The sequence below is a fragment of the Stenotrophomonas sp. 05N423 genome, assembly GCF_056397145.1.
The window spans coordinates 150,360-169,875 of the sequence record NZ_JBFTMV010000002.1 but is presented as its reverse complement, the minus strand read 5'-3'; the positions used below and the strand labels follow the sequence as shown (position 1 = coordinate 169,875).

Sequence of the window (19,516 nt, the reverse complement as noted above, 5' to 3'; positions counted from 1 at the left end):
CGCATCAGGGAAAAGACGGATGTCCATATCCTTGGCGCAACGATGCGAGCCTCCGCATGCGGCCGGGCGGCCCATCAGGAATGCCGCGTAATCCCCAGTATCGCCCGTGCCGCATTATGCCCCGGCGCCCCGGTCACTCCCCCTCCGGGATGCGTGCCCGAGCCGCACAGGTACAGCCCGGGAATCGCGCCGTGATAATCGGCCTGGCCCAGCATCGGCCGCGCGCTGAACAGCTGGTTGAGGCTGAGCGCGCCGTGGAAGATGTCGCCGCCGACCAGGCCGAAGGTGCGTTCGAGATCCAGTGGGCTGAGGATCTGCCGGCCCAGTACCGAGGCAGCGAAGCCGGGGGCATGGCGTTCGACGGTGGCGATCATCAGGTCGGCCACTTCCTCGCGGTGATCATCCCAGCTGCGCCCGTCCGGCAGCTGCGGGGCGACGTGCTGGCAGAACAGGCTGGCGACATGCTGGCCCGGCGGCGCCAGTGAGTCGTCCAGCATGCTGGGGATCAGCATCTCCACGACAGGTTCGCGCGACCAGCCGTGGCGGCGCGCGTCCTGCCAGGCGCGGTCCATGTAGTCCAGGCTGGGGGCGATGATGATGCCGGCGGTGAGATGGTCGCCCTGCCCCGGCAGCACGCTGAAACCGGGGAGGCGCGACAGCGCCACGTTCATGCGGAAGGTGCCCGAACCGCAGCGCCAGTTCGCCATCCGCTCGCGGGTGGCGGCGGGTACGTCCGCGGGATCGAACAGCCGTTCGTACAGCAGCTTGGGATTCACGTTGGCGACCACCGCCCGGGCGCGGATGACCTCACCGCTCCCCATCACCACACCGGTCGCCCGCCCTCCCTCCACCAGCACCCGCTCCACGCCGGCGCCGGTGCGGATCACAGCACCGGCCTCGATCGCCGAACGCGCCATCGCCTGGGTGATCGCGCCCATCCCGCCGATGGCATGCCCCCAGGCGCCCTTGACGCCGTTGCTCTGCCCGAACACATGGTGCAGCAGCACATAGGCGGTACCCGGTGCATACGGGCTGGCGTAATTGCCGACGATGCCGTCGAAACCGAACAGGGCCTTGATCGGCTCGCTCTCGAACCAACGATCCAGATACTCGGCCGCCGAGATCGTGAACAGGTCCAGCAGCTCCTGCTTCAGGCCCGCGTCCAGCCCCTGCAGGCGGCGCCCCAGCCGGCCAGCCTTCCACAGTTCGGGCAGCGCGCGCAGCCAGCCGCCTTCGGTCACGTTCGGCGGGGGCTGCAGCGCCACCGCGCGCAGCACGTCGGCGAATATCTCCAGCCGCTGTTCGTATGCGGGCAGGCGCTCGGCGTCGCGGGCGGAGAACTTCGCCACCTCCTCACGGGTGCGCGCGCCGCCGGCCAGCAGGTAGCGGCCATCGGGCAGCGGCAGGAAGTTGTTGATCCGCCGCGGCACCACGCGCAGGCCGTGGCGTTCGAGCTGCAGATCCTCGATCACCCTGGGCTGCAGCAGGGACACCGTATAGGACGCCACCGAGTTGCGGAAACCGGGGTGGAATTCCTCGGTGACCGCGGCGCCGCCGACCACGTCGCGCCGCTCCAGCACCAGCACCCGTTTGCCGGCCTTGGCCAGGTAGGCCGCGCAGACCAGTCCGTTGTGGCCACCGCCGACCAGGACCGCATCCCACTGCCGTGAAGAGTTGTCTGTCATGGACCTTGTATATCACTCCCTGCCCGCCGCCGGCCCCGGCCACCGGCATGACCTTCGACACCCTTTCCATGACGGTTACAGGCGTATCTTCTGCGCACGCCCCTGTGATCGGGGTCTCACCCCATGCACCGAATCCGGCCTGGAGGCCTCCTGTGATCGTTCGCAAACCCCAGATTCTCCTGCTGACCCTGGCCGTCTCGGCCTCGCTGGTCGGCTGCAAGAAAGAAGAAACCCCGGCCGCTGCCGCCGCCGCGCCGGCTCCCGAAGCCGCCGCCGAACTGAAGCTGGACGAGTCCAAGCTGCCGGCCTACAACGCCTTCACCGCGGCCGACCTGGACCCGAGCAAGGACGTCTGCACCGACTTCGGCGGCTACGTCAACGACAAATGGCTCAATGCCAACGAGATCCCCGGCGACCGCACCAGCTGGGGCGCCTTCACCATCTTGGACGAGCGTTCGGTCGCCGTGCAGCACCAGCTGGCCGAGCAGGTCGCAGCGATCAAGAACGCCACCGGCGTGGAGAAGATCGTCGGCGACTTCTGGGCCTCGGGCATGGACGAAGCCAAGATCAACGCGCTGGGCATCGCCCCGCTGAAGGCCGATCTGGACGCCATCGACGCGCTGGCCGACAAGGACGCCATCGCCAATTACCTGCGCACCAGCGCGGCCAAGGGCGAGAACGTGCTGTTCGGTTTCGGTCCGGAAGCGGATTTCAAGAATTCGTCGATGAACATGGCCTACGCCAGCCAGGGCGGCCTGGGCCTGCCGGACACCACCTACTACACTGACGCCAAGAAGGCCGACAAGCTCAAGGCCTACCAGGCGCATGTGGCCAAGGTGCTGGAACTGTCCGGCGTAGCCGCGGCCGACGCCGCCAAGCAGGCCGAGGACGTGGTCAAGTTCGAGACCCGCCTGGCCAAGGCGTCCAAGTCCAGCGTCGAGCTGTCGCGCGACGTGTCGCTATACTACAACCCAGTCACCGTGGCCGATGCCGACAAGCTGACCCCGAACTTCAGCTGGACCCAGTTCTTCCAGGCCCAGGGCATCGCCGCGCCGGAGAAGTTCTCGCTGGCCATCCCCGCCTTCCACCAGGAAGTGAGCAAGATGCTGGGCGAGACCGACCCGGCCATGTGGCGCGCCTACCTGCGCTTCCACACCGTCGACGGCGCCTCGCCGTACCTGAGCGATGCCTTCGTGCAGGAGAACTACGACTTCTACGGCAAGGCGCTCAATGGCCAGAAGGAAATCAAGGCCCGCTGGAAGCGCGTGCTGGGCACCATCGAAGGCGAGGCCGGCGATGCGTTCGGCCAGCTGTACGTCAAGGTGGCCTTCTCGCCGGAAGCCAAGGCCAAGATGGAAGAACTGGTGAAGAACCTGGCCGCCGCACTGAAGGAGCGTATCCAGAATCTGAGCTGGATGAGCGATGAAACCAAGGCCAAGGCCATCGCCAAGTGGGAAACCTTCACGCCGAAGATCGGCTACCCGGACAAGTGGCGCGACTGGAGCGGGCTGCAGACCAGCCACGACGACTACCTGGGCAACATCCGCGCAGCCACCGCGTTCAACTACAAGTGGGAGCTGTCCAAGATCGGCCAGCCGGTGGACAAGACCGAGTGGGGCATGACCCCGCAGACGGTCAATGCCTACTACAACCCGATGCAGAACGAGATCGTGTTCCCGGCCGCCATCCTGCAGCCGCCGTTCTTCGACCCCAAAGCCGACGACGCTTTGAACTACGGCGGCATCGGTGCGGTGATCGGCCATGAGATGACCCACGGTTACGACGACCAGGGTGCGCGCTTCGGGCCGACCGGCAACATGGAGGACTGGTGGACCCCGGCCGACGCCAAGGGCTTCGCCAGTCGCACCGGCAAGCTGGTCAACCAGTTCAACGAGTACAAGGTGGGCGACCAGAACGTCAACGGCTCGCTGACCCTGGGCGAGAACATCGCCGACCTGGGTGGCCTGGCCACCGCCTACGACGCCCTGCAGAAGGCCAGCGCCGGCAAGGAAGACCCGAAGGTCGATGGCTTCACCCGCGACCAGCGTTTCTTCTTCAACTGGGCGACCGTGTGGCGCACCAAGTACACCCCGGAGAACGCCAAGGTCCGCCTGGCCACCGATCCGCACGCCCCGGCACAGTTCCGTGCCATGGGCGCACCGTCGAACCTGCCGACCTTCGCCGCCGCGTTCCAGTGCAAGGCCGGCGCGCCGATGGTCCGCACCGGCGACAAGCAGGTGGTGATCTGGTGATCCGCGGCTGACCCGCGCGGTACCGACGAAGGCCCGGAGCGATCCGGGCCTTCGTTTTTCCAGGCAGGAGCGCACCCACACCCGCGCCGGTGCCGGCTTGTTAAACTCCGCCCACTTTCAATCCTTGATGGATTCGCTCCACATGCCCAACGTTCGCCCGCTTTCCCTGGCGCTGGCCCTCGGCCTTGCAGCCGTGCTGTCCGCGCCAGGCGCCGATGCCGCCCGCAAGAAAGCCGCCCCCGCACCGGCGGTCAGCCCCGCCTGCTCCGATTTCCATGACCAGGCCAACGCGGACTGGCTCAAGGCGAACCCGGTGCCGCAGGTCGGCGCGGTGACGGCGCTGGGACAGCTGGCCGACAACGCCCGCAGCCAGCAGCGCCAGCTGCTCGAGCGCGCGATGACCGCGCCGCAGGGCAATGTGCAGAAGCTGCTGGGCGATTTCTGGGCCAGCGGCCTGGACGAAGCCGCGGTGGAGGCCGACGGCTCCAGGCCGATCGCGCCGCTGCTGGGCCGCATCAATGCGATCAAGAAGGCCAAGGACATCCCCGCCTCGATCGCCGCGCTGCACCAGGTCGGCATCCCGGTGGCGTTCAATTTCGCCCCGGACGTGGACCTGAAGGCGCTGGACCGCCACATCGGCTACTTCATGCAGGGCGGCATGGGCCTGCCCGATCCGGCGTTCTACACCCGCACCGATGCCGACACGGTCGCGCTGATGGGCCGTTACCGCGCCTATGTGAAGCAGATCCTGGCGCTGACCGGCACCCCGGCCAACAGGCTCGACGCCGAATCGGCGCTGGTGATCCAGCTGGAAACCGAGCTGGCGCGCAACGCGCAGCCGCTGGCCGGCATCAACAACCCGTTCAACAACTACGCGCCGGTGTCCACCAAAGACCTGACCGGCCGCTACAAGAACCTGCAGCTGGACGCCTTCCTCAAGGCGCAGGGCGTCAATGACGACCTGGTGTCGCTGTCCGATCCGGCGCTGTTCCAGCAGCTCAATGGCCTGATCACCCGCCTGCCGGCCGACCAGTGGAAGGCCTACCTGCGCTGGCGCGTAGGCGATGCGATGGCACCGTACCTGTCCAAGGCCTACCGCGACGCCGAGTTCGAGTTCCGCGGCCGCGTGCTGCGTGGCCAGGCCATCGCGCCGACTCGCCCGGAGCAGGTGCTGGAGGCGATCAACGTCGCCGCCGGCCCGATGCTGGGCCACGAGTACGCCGCCGCCTATGTCAGCCGCGACGCGCTGCGTCAGGCCGGCCTGATGGTCGACCAGATCCGCGAAGCGCAGATCGCCGCGGTCAAGCGCAGCACCTGGATGAGTGCCGAGGCCAAGAGCGAGGCCGAGGCCAAGCTGGCCGCGCTCAAGATCGAGATCGGCAAGCCGCTGCGCGACCTGGACTACACCGTGCAGCCGATGGGCCGCGGCAGCTTCGGCGGCAACATGCTGATCGCCTCGACCTGGCGCCATGCCCAGGAAATGAAGCGCATCGGCAAGGGCAACGCCGACCGCCGCTGGGATGTGCTGCCGCAGCAGCCGGCGCTGTCCTACGACCTGGCGCAGAACCGCCTGATCGTCACCGCCGCCGCGCTGCAGGGCCCGATCTTCACCGATGCCGCCGGCACCCCGGGCAAGTTCGGCGCGTACGGCGCGCTGGTCGCGCACGAGATCAGCCGCGCGATCGACGCCAAGGGCGCGCTGGTCGATGCCAGGGGCGAGCTGCGCAGCTGGTGGACGCCGGCCGACAAGAGCGCCTGGACGCTGATCGGCAACCGCGTCGCCGCGCAGTACAGCGGCTACCCGTTCCCCGGCGTGAAGGATGCCAAGGTCAACGGCGAGCTGACCCGCGACGAGAACATGGCCGACATCTCCGGCGTGGAAATCGCCTGGGACGCCTTCACCGCCGCGCAGCCGGACGCCAAGCCGGCCGACCGCCAGGCCTTCTTCCGCGCCTGGGCCTCGCTGTGGCCGCAGCAGCTCTCGCCCAACGAGGCGGTGCAGCGCCTGACCGCCGAACCCCGCGCACCGGGCCGCTGGCGCACCAACGGCCCGTTGGCCAACCTGCCGGCGTTCGGCGCGGCGTTCCAGTGCAGGCCGGGCCAGCCGATGCAGCGCACCGAGGCAGAGCAGATCAAGGTCTGGCGCTGACCGGCCGACCGGCATGGACCACGAAAAAGGCGCGGGATCCCGCGCCTTTTTCGTTTCCGTCATCCGGGCGGGAACCCTCCGAGCCATGGGCAAGCGATGTCAAAAACCGCTCCCGGCGTTTTTTGTTTCCTGCCTTCCGTAGAAGCGCAGCCTGCTGCGCGATGCGGCTTTACCGGGAAGTCGCCATCGCGCAGTGAACTGCGCTCCTACGTGACGCGCATTTTGCGCGTCACTTCACCCGGCGCAGATGGTTCGGCCGCCCACCACCGCCGCGGCGGTTGAACGGCGGCTGCCCGCGCCAATAGCGGATCAGCAGCCAGCCGAACAACATGCCGCCCAGGTGCGCGAAGTGCGCCACGCCCGGCTGCCAGCCGGTGAAGCCCAGCATCAGTTCGATGGCGCCGAACACGATCACGAAGGTGCGCGCCTTCATCGGGATCGGCGGGAACAGCAGCATCACCCGCTGGTTCGGGAACAGCATGCCGAACGCGAGCAGCAGGCCGAACACGCCGCCGGACGCGCCCAGCACCGGCCCGCCCTCGCCCACCAGCGCGGCCACCAGCAACTGGCACAGGCCGGCACCAGCCACGCACACCAGGTAATAGGTGGCGAAGCGCTTCTCGCCCCAGGTCAGTTCCAGCGGCGCACCGAACATGAACAACGCCAGCATGTTGAAGAACAAGTGGCTGAAGCCGCCATGCAGGAAACCGTAGGTCAGCAGTTGCCAGGGCTGGAAGTTCTGCCCCGGCGAGAACGGGTCGAAGCCTCCGGAACTGATCGGCCACAGCATGAACGGCTCGAACGTCTGCAGCCCCAGCAGGAAGGGCTGCTGCAGGACGAACAGGACGACGTTGGCGATCAGCAGCGCCTTGGTGACGGTGGGCAATCGGGGAAACATGGCGGCATCCTTGGGAACTGCGGCCATGATAGCCGGGGATGCGGCGTCACCCTCGCCGATGCGTCATCGCCTTCGCGCTGACGCCCCACGGTTTGCGGCGCAAACCGCGGGCCCCATCTCGTGCTTCCATACCCCCGCCGCTTCGCGGCCGCCCCCTGACTCAGGGGGAATGCGTCATCGCCTTCGCGCTGACGCCCCACGGTTTGCGACGCAAACCGCGGGCCCCATCTCGTGCTTCCACACCCCCGCCGCTTCGCGGCCGCCCCCTGACTCAGGGGGCTTTCCCCCGGATGCATCCGCGAGTGCCGACTGTCAGCTGCGCTCTCGATCCACTCACACGGGACCCACTGGCACAACGTGCCACTGCTCTCGTTCCTCGTTTCTCTCCACTTGTTCCTGCTTCAAACAGGTCCCCATATCTCGGCATCCAGATCGCGCGGCGGCCGCTCGCGCTTGACCCTGCCGTTCTCGACCTGCACGCCTTCGGCACGCAGGCGCTGGGCCTGCTCGCGCCAGCCAGCCGAGCCCTCGGGCATGGCGATGCGCCCATCCGAACGCAGCACGCGGTGCCATGGCAGGGTCCGGTCTTCATTGGCGCCGAGCAGCTTGGCCACCAGCCGCGCGCGGCCCGGCAGCCCGGCCTTGGCCGCCACTTCGCCATAGCCCATCACCTGCCCGCGCGGGATCGCCCTGATCACCGCAAGGATGCGGGCGTGCCCCGCGCCGGGGGCGTCGGCGCTGCTCATCGCTTCCTGGCCACGCCGCTGCCCACCAGCAGCACGCCCAGCAGCACCAGCACGGTGCCGGCGCTCTGCCACGGGCCCATCGGTTCGTCGAGCAGCCATACGCTCAGCACAATCGTGGATACCGGGCCCAGCATACTCACCTGCGCGGCCAGCGAGGAACCGATGCGCTTGACCCCGACCATGATCGCCAGCACCGGCAGCACCGTGCACACGGTGCCGTTGAGCAGCGACAGCCAGTACACCGGCGCCGGCTGCTTCCCCAGCGCCGCCAGCGGCTGCAGCAGCAGGTACTGGCCGATGCACAGCGCGCAGGCCACGGTGCTGGCGTAGGCGGTCAGGCGCACCGCGCCGATCCGCGCCACCGCCTGCCCGCTGCCGAACAGATAGACCGCGTAACTGAGCGCGCTGGCGAACACCAGCGCCGAGCCGATCAGCGTGCGCCGGCCGTCGAGCTGGATGTCGTGCCCGAACGCCAGCAGCACGCCGAGGTAGCTGACCAGCAGCGCGGCCACCTGCAGCCGCGTCGGCCGTTGCCGCAGCACCACCAGCGCGATCAGCACCACCAGGGTCGGGCTGAGATAGAGGATCAGCCGTTCCAGCGTGGCGCTGATGTACTGCAGCCCGAGGAAATCCAGGTAGCTGGACAGGTAATAGCCGCTGAAACCCAGCACCGCCACCCGCCACAGGTCGCCGCGCGACAGCGGTTGCGTCCGGCGCGCGGCCCATGCACCCATCGCCACGAAGAACGGCAACGCGACCAGCATGCGCAGCGCCAGCAGCGTGGTGGCGTCGGCGCCATGGCGGTAAGCGAGCTTGACGATCACCGCCTTGCCCGAGGCGGCGATGGCACCGATGGCGGCCAGCAGCAGGCCACTGGCGAGCAGGCGGCGCGAGGTGGTCGGCAGCGGCGAATGAACAGGCACCGACGGCGGTGCGGCAGCAGCAACGCGCCTGGAAGAAGCAGTCACGGGATGAGGGCATCCGGGGAAGATGGCCCCGGCATTATCCCGCCTGCGACGCGCTCAGCGCATCAGTACCACTTCCTCGGCCGAGGTCGGGTGGATCGCGACCGTGTCCTCCATCTGCCGGCGGGTCACTCCGGCCTTCAGCGCCACCGCGAAGCCCTGCAGGATCTCGTCGGCGCCCTCGCCCAGCAGGTGGATGCCCACGACCTTCTCGTCCGCGCCGGCGCAGACCATCTTGAACAGCGTGCGCATCTGCCCGTCGCCGAGCGCCTGCAGCATCGGCCGGAACCGGCTGTGGTAGGTGCTGACCGTATCGAAGCGCGCGCGCGCCTGCTCCTCGCTCAGGCCGACGCTGCCCAACGGCGGGTGCGAGAACACCACGCTGGGTACGTTGTCGTAATCCAGCCGCGCCTCCGGCTGGCCGCCGTACAGGCGATCCATCAGCCGGCGTGCGGCGGCGATCGCCACCGGCGTCAGCATCGCCTGCGCGGTCACGTCGCCGACCGCGCTGATGCCGGGCACGGAGGTGTCCTGGAACGCATCGACCACGATGGCGCCGCGGTCGTCGAGCGCCACGCCCACCGCCTCCAGCCCGAGCCCGCGCGTGCTTGGCGCACGGCCGGTGGCGAACAGCACGGTGTCGAACACGGCATCGGCCGGGCCGCCCTGCAGCCGTGCATGGATGCCGCCATCGCGCCGTTCCAGCGCCTGCACCTGGCAACCGAAGCGGACGGCAATCCCCTGCAGGCGCAGGTTTTCGGCCAGCTGGGTGGTCACCTCCACATCGAACTCCGCCAGCAGGCGCTGCCCGCGCACCAGCAACGTCACCTCGCTGCCCAGCCCATGCAGCACGCCGGCCAGTTCGACCGCGATGTAACCACCGCCGGCGATGGCCACGCGCGCCGGTGCCGCCTGCAGGGCGAAGAAATCATCCGACACGCCGCCCAGCGCGGCACCGGGCAGGTCCGGCTTCAGCGCATGCGAGCCGGTGGCGATGACGATGTGCCGGGCATGCAGCCGGGTGCCGTCGCCGCACTCCACCGTCTGCGCATCCAGCAGGCGGCCGCGCTGCGCGATATGCGCCACGCCGGTGTCCTGCAGCCGCTGGCGGTAGCTGGCGTGGATGCCGTCGATGTATGCCTGCCGGCGCTGCAGCAGCCGCGGCCATGCCACCTGTGGCACAGCCGGCACATCGAATCCCAGTTGCGAGGCGAGCGCGATGCGCTCGGCCAGGTCGGCCGCCAGCCACATCGCCTTCTTCGGCACGCAGCCGACGTTGACGCAGGTGCCGCCCAGCAATGAAGGCTCCAGCATCGCCACCTTCGCGCCATGGGACGCGGCGCGGAACGCAGCCGCCAGGCCGCCGGAACCGCCGCCGAGCACGACCACGTCGAACGATCGGGTATTCACTGCAGGAACTCCGTGCGGCATGGGGAAAGGGCGATCATCGGCGCGCGCCCTGCGGTGAAGTCGGCCATCGGTTGTCCACTCCGGCTGCTCATGCTGATGCCGAGCATGCCATGCCCCGCCTCCCCGTTGCGGTTACTTCGCCCCCGCCTCATCGCGGCGCAACGGCGGCAGGCGCCAATAGGTGATCGCCCGCCACAGCCATTCCATCGGCCCGAACCGGAAATGGCGCAGCCAGGCCCGGCTGAGCACGACCTGCGCGGCGAACAGCGCCACCGCGAACAGCAGTTGCCACGCGCGCCCCATCTGCTCGAACCACCCCAGCCCGTAGCCGTAGAACAGCAGCGTGCAGACCAGCGACTGCCCGAGGTAGTTGCTCAACGCCATCCGCCCGGCCGGCGCCAGCCCGCGCAGCGCATGGCTCCAGCGCACGCCCCAGGCCAGATAGCCCAGGCACATCAGCAGGCCGGCGACCGACGTGGCGGCATAGGCCGCGGCCGAACGCAGGTCGAAACGCCCCGGCGCCAGCCAGGGCTGGTACCACGCGCTGGCCAGCATCAGCGCCAGGCCCAGCGGCAGGGCACCCCAGCGCAGCCAGGCGAACAGGCGGCGATGCCCATCGGGCCGGGCGATGGCGCCGCTGCGCGCGAACCAGCTGCCGATCAGGAACATGCCCAGCACCTGCGGCCCCACCACCAGCAATGCACCCAGCGACGCGCCGAAATCGCGCAGCCGCTGCAGTACCGCCTGCGCATAGGTGCCGTGTCCATAGGCCTGGCGCTGCGCCTCGATCGCCGCCTGCGCATGGGCCGCCTGGGTGGCCGCGGCATCGGCCGGCATCAGGGTCACCATCGCGCCCAGCAGCAGCATCAACCCCACCGCCGCCATATAGGCCAGTACGCCCATCGCCGGCAGCCAGCCGCGCGGCGCCTCGCGGAAGGCCAGCAACAGGAAGGACAGCAGGGCATAGGCGACCAGGATGTCGCCGGACCACAGCAGCAGCGCGTGCGCCAGGCCGATGCCCAGCAAACCCAGGCTGCGGCGCAGGTAGAAGCGGGTGAAGTCGCGCCCGGCGGCCTCGGCGCGCTGCGCCATCACCGCGAAGCCGGCGCCGAACAGCAGCGAGAACAGGGTGAAGAACTTGCCCTGCACGAAAATGTAGACGAAAGCATCCGCCCAGCGGTCCACGCCCTGCCAGTGCGGGTCGATGCCGGTGCTGGACAGGTCCATCGGGCCGACGAAGGCCTCCATGTTCATCAGCAGGATGCCCAGCAGCGCCAGTCCGCGCAGCACGTCGAGCGTGGCGATGCGTTCGTCCGGCGCGATCGGCTGGAATGTGGCGATGGACACGTTACGTGGTCCCCCCGTGGATGGACCGGCGATTAGAGCATGCGGTCATCGCCACCGTCCGGTCGCCGGAAACGGAACGGCCCGCACAGGGCGGGCCGTTCGCTGCAGCATGCCGGTCGGCAATCAGTGGTGGTGACCACCGTCGCCATGCACGTGGCCGTGCTGCACTTCTTCCTCGCTGGCCTCGCGGACTTCGACGATCTCCACGTCGAAGTGCAGGTCCTTGCCGGCCATCGGGTGGTTCAGGTCAACGTCGACCACGGTCATGCCGACCTTCTCGACGGTGACGGCGCGCGGGCCGAAGTTGGTCTGCAGGATCACCTGCTGGCCCGGGACCAGGCGGGTGTTGCCGAAATGCTTCTTCGGCACGCGCTGGGTCAGGCCCTCGCGGCGCTCGCCGTAGGCGTCGGCCGACTTCACGTCCGCGCCGAAGCTCTCGCCGGCTTCCTTGTCCATCATCGCCGTCTCCAGGCCCGGGATGATGTTGCCGTGGCCGATCAGGATCGCCAGCGGTTCGCCACGCTCCCGGGAGCTTTCGATCGGCTCCTGGCCGGCTTCGGAAACGGTGTAGTGGAAACGGACGACGCGGTCTTTTTCGATCTTCATGCGCAACTCTTCAGTGGCTGCCCGCTGGCAGACGTTGGGACGGCCTTGCCGGCCGACGGGGAGGCAGCCATCATGGCAGCCGTCTTGAGGTGGCGCATTATCCGGGCTCCATGCACATCACGCCAGTTTTCCGGTACCGCCGCTGGCGGCTGCCGGCCCTGTTCGCCGCGGCCGCCGTCCTCGCCGCCTGCGGCCATGCGCCTGCCAGACGATCGCCGCCTCCCTCGCCGCCTCCCTCCGCCTCCCATGCCTGGCCGCAGGTGACGCCGGCCAACCCGGCCGCCGCCTCGTCGGTACTGATGCGGGCGCTGGGCCTGGTCGGCACCCCTTACCGCTACGGCGGCAATACGCCCGAGTCCGGCTTCGACTGCAGCGGGCTGGTCGGCTACGTCTACCGCGACATGCTGGCGCTGGACCTGCCACGCACCTCGCGGGAACTGGCCGCCCTGCAGGGGCCACGCATCGAACCGCGCCAGCTGGCGGCCGGCGACCTGGTGTTCTTCGGCGACAAGGGCAACGTCTGGCATGTCGGCATCTATGTCGGCGAAGGCCGTTTCGTGCATGCGCCGAGCACCGGCGGCACGGTCCGGCTGGACTATCTGGACGGCGCCTACTGGCGCGACCACTACACCGGCGCCAAGCGCGTGCTGCGCTGAAGTGTGAAAAAAGTCACGGTAGATAATGAAAACTTAACGAAATTTGTACCTATACGGGCCTTTCACAGGGCATGATCGCCCATCGCTATTTCCGTGACTGCCGCGTGACGAACAAAAATCCGTCCCATCCGGGTCAACCCGGTCACCGATTTCCCGCGCTCCGCCGGCTGCTGTGCGCCGCGGCGCTGACCATTACCGCCGTTCCGGCCTTCGCCCAGAGCGCCCCGGAAGCCGACCCCGCCGCCGCAAAGCCGGCAGCCGCAAAGACCGAAACCCAGCGCAGCAAGGCCGACGCCGCCGCGACCGCCACCCTGGCCGCCCTGCTCCCGCATCTGGCCGCCAACGACACCATTCCGCTGATGGACCGCTCGGCCATGTTCGCTGGCGACCTGGGCCGCCTGCTCTCGGCCTACGACGCCTCCAAGAGCGTTGCCAGCGCCACCGACTCCGCGCTGGCCAACGACAGCGACGGCAAGGTGCAGTCGATCCTGCGCCGCGCCATGACCCTGCTGGGTACCCCGTACCGCTGGGGCGGTACCTCGCCGGACGCCGGCTTCGACTGCAGCGGCCTGGTCGGCTACGTGTTCCGCACCGCCCTGGGCGTCGAACTGCCGCGCGTTTCGCGCGAGATGGCCAGCCAGACCAGCAACGAACTGATCAAGGACCGCTCGGCGCTGGTCGCCGGCGATCTGGTGTTCTTCGGCCGCAGGGGCCGCGTCGACCATGTCGGCATCTATGTCGGCGAGGGTCGCTTCCTGCATGCCCCGAGCACGGGCAAGGACGTGCGCACCGATACCCTGCTCAGCGGCTACTGGGGCGACAAGTTCATGCAGGCGCGCCGCCTGGACCTGTAACCGGCAACCTGTTCCCGATCCCCGAAAAGCCGCGGCACTGCCGCGGCTTTTTCGTTGCGGGCAGGCAGCCGGCCGGATGAATGCCCACCACCCGGTTTTTCCAGCGTATTCAGGCACATATTCGGGCTTCCTGCGCATTCCGTGCGGTTTACGAAAGGTATAAGTTGGTCGCTTGCAGCAAGGTGACCGCCATGTCCGCAACACCTGCTCCCTCCCGCCGCTGCGTCATCTGGTTCGGGACGCCCTGTTCGACGGAACGGGCGCTGCTGGCTTCCAGCGGTTGGCACATACGCGCGGTGTCGTTGTCGCAGGCCGGCGGCGTGGGGATGCGCAGCGAAGACATCGTGATCGGCGTGCTGGATTTCAGGACGTGCTCCGGCAGCGACCTCGCGGCCGCCGCCGAAGTGGCCACCGCGTACCGCCATCTTCCGCTGCTCGCGCTGCTGCCGCCGGCGCCGGACGATGGCGATATCCAGCTCCGGCATGCGCTGTCCAGTTGCCGGCACCGGTTGCCGCATCCGCTGGACCCTGCCGAACTGCTGCGGCAACTGGCATCGCTGCAGGAAACATCCACGCCGGGCGGGTCCGACGATGCGCTCGCCTGCCTGATGGGCCAGAGCAGCGCGATGCTCGCCATGCGCGCGACCCTGCGCAAGTTCGCGCCGGTCGACCTGCCGGTCCTCGTCACCGGCGAAACCGGCACCGGCAAGGAAGCGGCCGCCCATGCACTGCACCGCCTGTCGCCGCGCAACGGACACCCCTTCCACGCGGTCAACTGCGGTGCGATCGCGCCGACCCTGCTGCAGTCCGAACTGTTCGGCCACGAGCGCGGCGCCTTCACCGGCGCCACCGCGCGGCGCGCCGGACTGTTCGAGAGCGCGCACCGCGGCACCGTATTCCTGGACGAGATCGGCGACCTGCCGATGGAAGCGCAGACCAGCCTGCTGCGGGTGCTGCAGGAAGGCACGATCGAGCGTATCGGCAGCAACCAGTCGATCCATGTCGACGTGCGCGTGCTGGCCGCGACCCACGTGGACCTGGAACAGGCGATGGAACAGGGCCGCTTCCGCAGCGACCTGTATTACCGGTTGAACGTGCTGCGCCTGACCATGCCGGCCCTGCGCCGCCGCGAGGGCGATATCGAGTTGCTCGCCATGCACTTCCTGCAGGAATTCCGCGCGCGCCACCTCATCCGCGCGCGCGGGTATACCCCGGACGCGCGCCAGGCGCTGGCGGACTTCCACTGGCCCGGCAATGTCCGCGAACTGCTCAACCGCGTGCTGCGGGCGGCCATCACCACGGACAACGAACTGATCGACTGCGCAGACCTGGAACTGGCCGCACCGGCTGAAACCCGCGCGCACCTGCAGGACGCCCGTCTGCGCGACGAGCGTGAAACGCTGGTGGCCTGCCTGGCGCGCAGCCACTACAACATCAGCGCCTGCGCGCGGCTGATGAAGGTCTCGCGCGTCACCGTCTACCGGCTGTGCCGCAAGCACCACCTGCAGCTGGAGAGCCTGCGCTGATCCCTGCGCCGGCTTCCGGTTACAGCATGTAGGGCACCTTGAACGCCAGGCTGAAGTCGGGTGCGTCGGGGGTCAGGCCGATGCCCAGCATGCTCACCAGCGTGGTCCTGGGCGTCAGCGCGTAGGTCACGCCGAAGTTCAGGGTGCCGGCGTTGGCGTCGCTGCCGATCACCTTGACCCACTGCCCGCCCTTGTAGCGCGTCGATGCGCGGGCGCTGAGCTTGTCGCTGAAGGAAATGCTCAGGCTGGTGCGCTCGTTGAACGCGAACGCGACACCGGCGCCGAAGTAGTACGAGTCGCCCAGCTCCACCTGCCCCGGATTGACTGTGTCCGGATTGGAGTCGATGTCGGCGAAGCTGCGCTTGAACGAACGGATGTAGCCGATGTTGCCGAACAGGATGGCCGGATCGGCGGTCTTCACCGCCGACAGGCCGACGCTGGCCTGCCACAATCCATTGCCGGTGGGCTGCTCGGCCGGCACCGCGAAACGGATGAAGTCGTCGTCGTCGCGTTCGATCACCTTCCAGTCCAGCCCATAGGGTTCGCGGCCGGTGGGCGCGGTGATGCCCACCGTCATCACCGTCTCCGGGCGCCTTGGCCCTTCCTGGAACAAGCGGTAGTTCGCGCTGGCGGTGATGTCGCCGATGCCCGCACCGTGGGTTTCCTCCTGCGCCACCGCCGCCGCCGAACCGCCGGCGCCCCCCTTCTGGTAGATCGTCTTGCGCGCGATGTAAGGCACATCGAGGTTGAGCGTCAGCTTCGGATTGACGCCCCAACGTGCGGCGAAGTTGTAGGTCAGCGAGTCCGATTCCACGTTCTCGATGGCGATGTTGCCGAGGAAAATCGCATCCAGCGCCAGGAATCCATTGAGGGTGAGCTGCTTGCGGTCATAGCGCGCGTAGGTAAGGCTGTTTTCCAGCGTCAGCCGGCGGTTGAACAGGGCCGACTGCTGCTGTTTCACGTCGTCCACGCTGCGTCGCGCCGACTCCTTCGCGGCGCGTGCCTCGCTCGCGCTGCTGGCATAGCCCTCGCTCTCGGCGGGCGGCGCCGCGGGTGGCGCAGCCGGGGCCGCCGGCGTTGCCGTCGCGGCCTTGCCGCTGATGCGCGCCTGCATCGCCTGTACCTGCATGTCCAGCTCCCGCAGCCTGCGTACTTCCTGCGCATAGCTGGCCTTGAGCGTCTCAAGTTGCGCCATCAATGCCCTGACACCCGCCTCGTCATCGGTGGCCTGCGCCTGCGCCGCGACTTTCGGCGAGCACACTGCAAGGCCTACCAGCGCCGCCATCGCCAGCTGTTTCATTGTCGGATTCCTCGTTCGATGCCCAGTTGCCGTTACCGGCCACGCCGGCTCAATACCCTGTCGCGATGCCGCCGCGGGTCAGCGCGATGGCCTGCGCCACGTTCTGCGCCAGCGGCAGGTTGTCGGCCAGGCCTTGCCTCACCAGGTCGATCTGCAGGCGATTGGCGGCCTGTTGCCCATCGCCGGTCAGTGCAATGCGCTGGCCCACGCTGCCGCTGCGCAGCCACTGCTCGACCGCGCCCTGGCCGTCGATCTGCAGCAGCACGTGCGCCGCGTCGCCATCGAATGCGGCCACGGCGCTGGCGCCTTCCAACTGCCGCAACGCCTGGCCGCTGGAGGTGCCGCCACCGTCGGGCACCACGCCACCATCGCGCACGGTCAGGTGCATGGCGTTGCTGGCCAGGTTGCCTTCACCGGCCACCTGCACGCTCTGCACCAGCCCGGCCACGTTGCGCAGCCCGCTGCCGTCGACGCTGCGCCCGCCGGTATCCGGCAGCGGCGCGTCGGCCGCGGTGATGCTCACGCTGGGCGTGAAGCTGATTTTCGGGACTCTGCCCTTGCTGAAATCCATCGCCAGCGTCAGCGCGCCCTGCAACTGCTGGCCGGACGCCGTCTGCCAGGTGGAGATCATGGTCACCCCGAACCACGCCACCGCATTGCCGCCCACGATGTAGCGGCCGCGCATCAGGCCCAGTTCCGCGTCCGGGATTTCCTGCGGCTTCCTGCCCGGCGCGCTGCCTGGCTCGGCACCATGCACGGGGAAGGCCGTTGCCACTGCCAGCACCAGGCCGGCGTACATCGCGATGTTCATGATCCGGTTCCTTCAAAACAGATCGGCATGGGTGAAGCCGAAATCCACCAGTTCGGCGTCGGTGATGGCTGTCGCGCCCTGCCGCGCGTACAGCGCGCGGGCACTGGGCTTTTCGCTGGGCAGCAGCAACACGGTGTTGCGGTCGAAATCGCTGCCGATCACGATGAACACCGCGCGCGAGGGCCATGCGGCGAGGAAATCCGCCAGCGGCACCACCCGGTTGCCCAGGATCGGATCGGCCAGTTCGGCCATGTCCCCGCGCACCTGCTTGAGCACGACGAAATGGCGGAAACCACGCACGTCCATCAGCACCAGCCCGGGCACGCGCAGCGAGCGCAGCCGCTCTTCGCTGATGCGGTAACCGCGGCCGCGCATGCCCAGCGATTCGACATAGCGCTTGATGTCCAGCAGCGAGAAGCCACGCTGGCGGACCAGCGCCGGGTCGGACACGCCCATCATTCCCTCGATCACCGTCGATTCGTCGGCTTCCAGGTGGTAGGCGTAGCGCAGCACCGTGGCCAGCGCCGCCGCTCCGCAGCTGTAGTCGGTGTGCTGCCTCACCAGGTTGCGGAAGCGCCGCTCCTGCATGCTCTCCACCGGCTGCCGGTAGACCGCGCCGTTGGGCAATACGCCGCTGAAGGCGACGTCCCCGGCGGCACACGGCCATGCCGTGGACACAGCCCAGGCCAGCAGCAACATCCTTCGGTACATGGAGAATCTCCGGTGCGTATTCGGCAGGTGGGAGCCCTTGCCCGCAGGGGGACGGAACAAGGGCTCCCGGGATCGCCCGGCCATTGGCGGATGGCCGGGCGGATCGCTCGTGCCATGGCCCGCCGCTCAATGGCGGGCCACGACTGTCACTGGCCGCCGCCTTCGCCGCCACCGCCTCCACCACCACCGCCGGTGGACGGTTGCGCCACCGCCAGCGCCAGGCTGTTGGCCTGCAGGTTGCCGGTGCCGGCGGAGACGTTCACGCCGATGTTGCCCGACGCCCCGGTGAAGGCGCTGCCGGACAGGCTGGCGGTGTTGGTGGCATTGACCGCGATCCAGTCGACGTCGACCACCTGCCCGCTCAGGCTGGCCACCAGATCAGCCGTGCCCATTTCCGAGAACGACAGGTTGCCGTGCTCATCCGTATCCCAGGCCATGCCGCCCACGCCCGGGCGGTTGGGGTTGGCGACCGCGCCCTGGGTCTGGAAGTCCCAGTCGCTGTGCCCGGTCTGGCTGCCGCCCGGATGCGTGTCGCCGGTCCAGTTGTCCGGATAGAAGTTGGTCTTCTGGTAGGAGTTTCCGGTGCCGTTGTAGGTGCCGCTGCCGGTACCGCTGGTATTGCCCGCCACGCGGCCGCTCAGGTTGAGCGTGTAGCTGTCCACCACGTAGTCGTAGTACCCGTTGTTCTCCACGTGGTTGCCGGTGGATACCTGGTTGGAACTGATGCTCGACTGCGCGTAGGCGGAGGTGGCGACGGAGGCGGCGAGCGCGTTCTTCTGCTCGTTGTTGTTGCCCGAGGTGACGTTGACGCCGATGTTGCCGGCAGCGTTGGCGAAGGCGTTGCCGCCGATGCCCGCGCTGTTGGTCACGCCGTGGTTCATCGTCATGTTGTTCATGCCGCTCTGGTTGACGAACACCTCGGCATCGGCCATGCCGAAGCTGAAGGACGCATCGGCCGCCGACAGCGAAGCCGCGTTGTCCTGGGTGTTGTTGTCGCCGGCGGCGGCATTGAAGCCCAGGTTGCCCGAGGCGGTGGAGCCGACGTCGTCGGCGATGGACGCCGAGTTCTCCACCAGGCCGTTCTCAGCCGTGTTGCCGGAAATCGACTGGCGGTTGTCGACCACCGCGATCGCCGCCGAGTCGATGTTGATGTCACCGCTGATGGTCGGATCGCCGGAGAACTGGATGTTCGAGCCCAGGCGCAGGTCCTTCTCCAGGTTCACGTCCACGCCGTGGTTGTTCTTCTCCTTGCGTTCGTCGGAAGTGACGCTGGAGGTCTTCTGCACATCCTCGCGCACCTCGGTGTTGGAGCGCGAATCCCAGTAGCGCAGCGTCGCGGCAGCATCCAGTTTCAGGTCGACGTCGGTATCGACCGTGGTGTTCTGGGTGTTGTTCCTGGTGTCGTTGGTGGTGGTGTTGGTATTCGTGTTGGTGTTGGTGTTGGTGCGCGTTTCGGTCACGTTGTGCTTGTGATCGATGTCGGCGCTGGCGTTCTGGTCGTCCGCCGCACTCGCCGCCGTGCTGGCGACCAGCGCGGCAACGGCCATGGCGAGTACCGTCCATTTGACATTCGCTTTCATGGTGCCCTCTTCAGGTTTTC

General features: G+C 68.2%; 16 protein-coding genes. 5 read left to right on the top strand and 11 right to left on the bottom strand.

The window, feature by feature from the left end:
* Nucleotides 1-74: 74 nt before the first annotated feature.
* Entirely contained in the window at nucleotides 75-1,685 is a 1,611-nt protein-coding gene (locus AC1DGW_RS04625) for a phytoene desaturase family protein (RefSeq protein WP_478019938.1), read from the bottom strand.
* A 155-nt stretch (nucleotides 1,686-1,840) separates the two neighbouring features.
* Here AC1DGW_RS04625 and AC1DGW_RS04620 point away from each other — a divergent pair, with 155 nt between their 5' ends.
* Both AC1DGW_RS04620 and AC1DGW_RS04615 read left to right on the top strand, forming a co-directional pair.
* Entirely contained in the window at nucleotides 1,841-3,937 is a 2,097-nt protein-coding gene (locus AC1DGW_RS04620; RefSeq protein ID WP_478020666.1) for a M13 family metallopeptidase, read from the top strand.
* A 142-nt stretch (nucleotides 3,938-4,079) separates the two neighbouring features.
* A complete protein-coding gene (locus tag AC1DGW_RS04615; RefSeq protein ID WP_478019936.1) occupies nucleotides 4,080-6,086 on the top strand; it encodes a M13 family metallopeptidase in 2,007 nt (668 codons plus the stop codon).
* Nucleotides 6,087-6,315: 229 nt separating this feature from the next.
* On the opposite strand, the gene AC1DGW_RS04610 is transcribed toward AC1DGW_RS04615, so the two are convergent.
* From AC1DGW_RS04610 to AC1DGW_RS04585, 6 genes are all read right to left on the bottom strand, one after another.
* Nucleotides 6,316-6,984, bottom strand: a complete 669-nt coding sequence (locus AC1DGW_RS04610; protein WP_478019934.1) for a rhomboid family intramembrane serine protease — start codon at nucleotides 6,982-6,984, stop codon at nucleotides 6,316-6,318.
* Between the two features lie 401 nt (nucleotides 6,985-7,385).
* Complete coding sequence (locus AC1DGW_RS04605) at nucleotides 7,386-7,730, bottom strand: MGMT family protein (RefSeq protein WP_478019932.1); 345 nt, start codon at nucleotides 7,728-7,730, stop codon at nucleotides 7,386-7,388.
* Complete coding sequence (locus AC1DGW_RS04600) at nucleotides 7,727-8,653, bottom strand: DMT family transporter (RefSeq protein ID WP_478020663.1); 927 nt, start codon at nucleotides 8,651-8,653, stop codon at nucleotides 7,727-7,729. The genes AC1DGW_RS04605 and AC1DGW_RS04600 overlap by 4 nt, the downstream gene beginning before the upstream one ends.
* Nucleotides 8,654-8,752: 99 nt before the next feature.
* Complete coding sequence (gorA, locus tag AC1DGW_RS04595; RefSeq protein WP_478019929.1) at nucleotides 8,753-10,105, bottom strand: glutathione-disulfide reductase; 1,353 nt, start codon at nucleotides 10,103-10,105, stop codon at nucleotides 8,753-8,755.
* 132 nt (nucleotides 10,106-10,237) lie between these two features.
* Entirely contained in the window at nucleotides 10,238-11,452 is a 1,215-nt protein-coding gene (locus tag AC1DGW_RS04590) for a DUF418 domain-containing protein (RefSeq protein ID WP_478019927.1), read from the bottom strand.
* A gap of 123 nt (nucleotides 11,453-11,575) precedes the next feature.
* Nucleotides 11,576-12,058 carry an FKBP-type peptidyl-prolyl cis-trans isomerase gene (locus AC1DGW_RS04585; RefSeq protein ID WP_478019925.1) on the bottom strand — a complete coding sequence of 161 codons (483 nt, stop codon included), beginning with the start codon at nucleotides 12,056-12,058 and terminating at the stop codon, nucleotides 11,576-11,578.
* 110 nt (nucleotides 12,059-12,168) lie between these two features.
* On the opposite strand from AC1DGW_RS04585, the gene AC1DGW_RS04580 reads away from it, so the two are divergent.
* The 3 genes from AC1DGW_RS04580 to AC1DGW_RS04570 all read left to right on the top strand — a co-directional run bounded on the left by AC1DGW_RS04580 (nucleotide 12,169) and on the right by AC1DGW_RS04570 (nucleotide 15,094).
* Nucleotides 12,169-12,714, top strand: coding sequence for a C40 family peptidase (locus AC1DGW_RS04580; protein WP_478019923.1), 546 nt, complete (start codon nucleotides 12,169-12,171; stop codon nucleotides 12,712-12,714).
* Nucleotides 12,715-12,818: 104 nt separating this feature from the next.
* Complete coding sequence (locus AC1DGW_RS04575) at nucleotides 12,819-13,568, top strand: C40 family peptidase (RefSeq protein WP_478019921.1); 750 nt, start codon at nucleotides 12,819-12,821, stop codon at nucleotides 13,566-13,568.
* A 191-nt stretch (nucleotides 13,569-13,759) separates the two neighbouring features.
* The gene (locus AC1DGW_RS04570) at nucleotides 13,760-15,094 is read left to right on the top strand and encodes a sigma-54 interaction domain-containing protein (protein ID WP_478019919.1); all 1,335 of its coding nucleotides are present in this window, start codon (nucleotides 13,760-13,762) and stop codon (nucleotides 15,092-15,094) included.
* Nucleotides 15,095-15,113: 19 nt separating this feature from the next.
* On the opposite strand, the gene AC1DGW_RS04565 is transcribed toward AC1DGW_RS04570, so the two are convergent.
* The 4 genes from AC1DGW_RS04565 to AC1DGW_RS04550 all read right to left on the bottom strand — a co-directional run bounded on the left by AC1DGW_RS04565 (nucleotide 15,114) and on the right by AC1DGW_RS04550 (nucleotide 19,496).
* A complete protein-coding gene (locus tag AC1DGW_RS04565; protein ID WP_478019916.1) occupies nucleotides 15,114-16,394 on the bottom strand; it encodes a transporter family protein in 1,281 nt (426 codons plus the stop codon).
* A gap of 49 nt (nucleotides 16,395-16,443) precedes the next feature.
* Nucleotides 16,444-17,205 carry a hypothetical protein gene (locus tag AC1DGW_RS04560; protein WP_478019914.1) on the bottom strand — a complete coding sequence of 254 codons (762 nt, stop codon included), beginning with the start codon at nucleotides 17,203-17,205 and terminating at the stop codon, nucleotides 16,444-16,446.
* 12 nt (nucleotides 17,206-17,217) lie between these two features.
* Nucleotides 17,218-17,916, bottom strand: a complete 699-nt coding sequence (locus AC1DGW_RS04555; RefSeq protein ID WP_478019912.1) for a C39 family peptidase — start codon at nucleotides 17,914-17,916, stop codon at nucleotides 17,218-17,220.
* Between the two features lie 146 nt (nucleotides 17,917-18,062).
* Nucleotides 18,063-19,496, bottom strand: a complete 1,434-nt coding sequence (locus tag AC1DGW_RS04550) for an adhesin (protein WP_478019910.1) — start codon at nucleotides 19,494-19,496, stop codon at nucleotides 18,063-18,065.
* Nucleotides 19,497-19,516 lie beyond the last annotated feature (20 nt).

Excerpts from the sequence above, each read along its gene's own strand:
- AC1DGW_RS04625 (WP_478019938.1), bottom strand. The coding sequence starts at position 1,685 with ATGACAGACAACTCTTCACGGCAGTGGGATGCGGTCCTGGTCGGCGGT.
- AC1DGW_RS04615 (WP_478019936.1), top strand. The coding sequence starts at position 4,080 with ATGCCCAACGTTCGCCCGCTTTCCCTGGCGCTGGCCCTCGGCCTTGCA.
- AC1DGW_RS04610 (WP_478019934.1), bottom strand. The coding sequence starts at position 6,984 with ATGTTTCCCCGATTGCCCACCGTCACCAAGGCGCTGCTGATCGCCAAC.
- AC1DGW_RS04605 (WP_478019932.1), bottom strand. The coding sequence starts at position 7,730 with ATGAGCAGCGCCGACGCCCCCGGCGCGGGGCACGCCCGCATCCTTGCG.
- AC1DGW_RS04585 (WP_478019925.1), bottom strand. The coding sequence starts at position 12,058 with ATGAAGATCGAAAAAGACCGCGTCGTCCGTTTCCACTACACCGTTTCC.
- AC1DGW_RS04580 (WP_478019923.1), top strand. The coding sequence starts at position 12,169 with ATGCACATCACGCCAGTTTTCCGGTACCGCCGCTGGCGGCTGCCGGCC.
- AC1DGW_RS04570 (WP_478019919.1), top strand. The coding sequence starts at position 13,760 with ATGTCCGCAACACCTGCTCCCTCCCGCCGCTGCGTCATCTGGTTCGGG.
- AC1DGW_RS04565 (WP_478019916.1), bottom strand. The coding sequence starts at position 16,394 with ATGAAACAGCTGGCGATGGCGGCGCTGGTAGGCCTTGCAGTGTGCTCG.
- AC1DGW_RS04560 (WP_478019914.1), bottom strand. The coding sequence starts at position 17,205 with ATGAACATCGCGATGTACGCCGGCCTGGTGCTGGCAGTGGCAACGGCC.
- AC1DGW_RS04555 (WP_478019912.1), bottom strand. The coding sequence starts at position 17,916 with ATGTACCGAAGGATGTTGCTGCTGGCCTGGGCTGTGTCCACGGCATGG.
- AC1DGW_RS04550 (WP_478019910.1), bottom strand. The coding sequence starts at position 19,496 with ATGAAAGCGAATGTCAAATGGACGGTACTCGCCATGGCCGTTGCCGCG.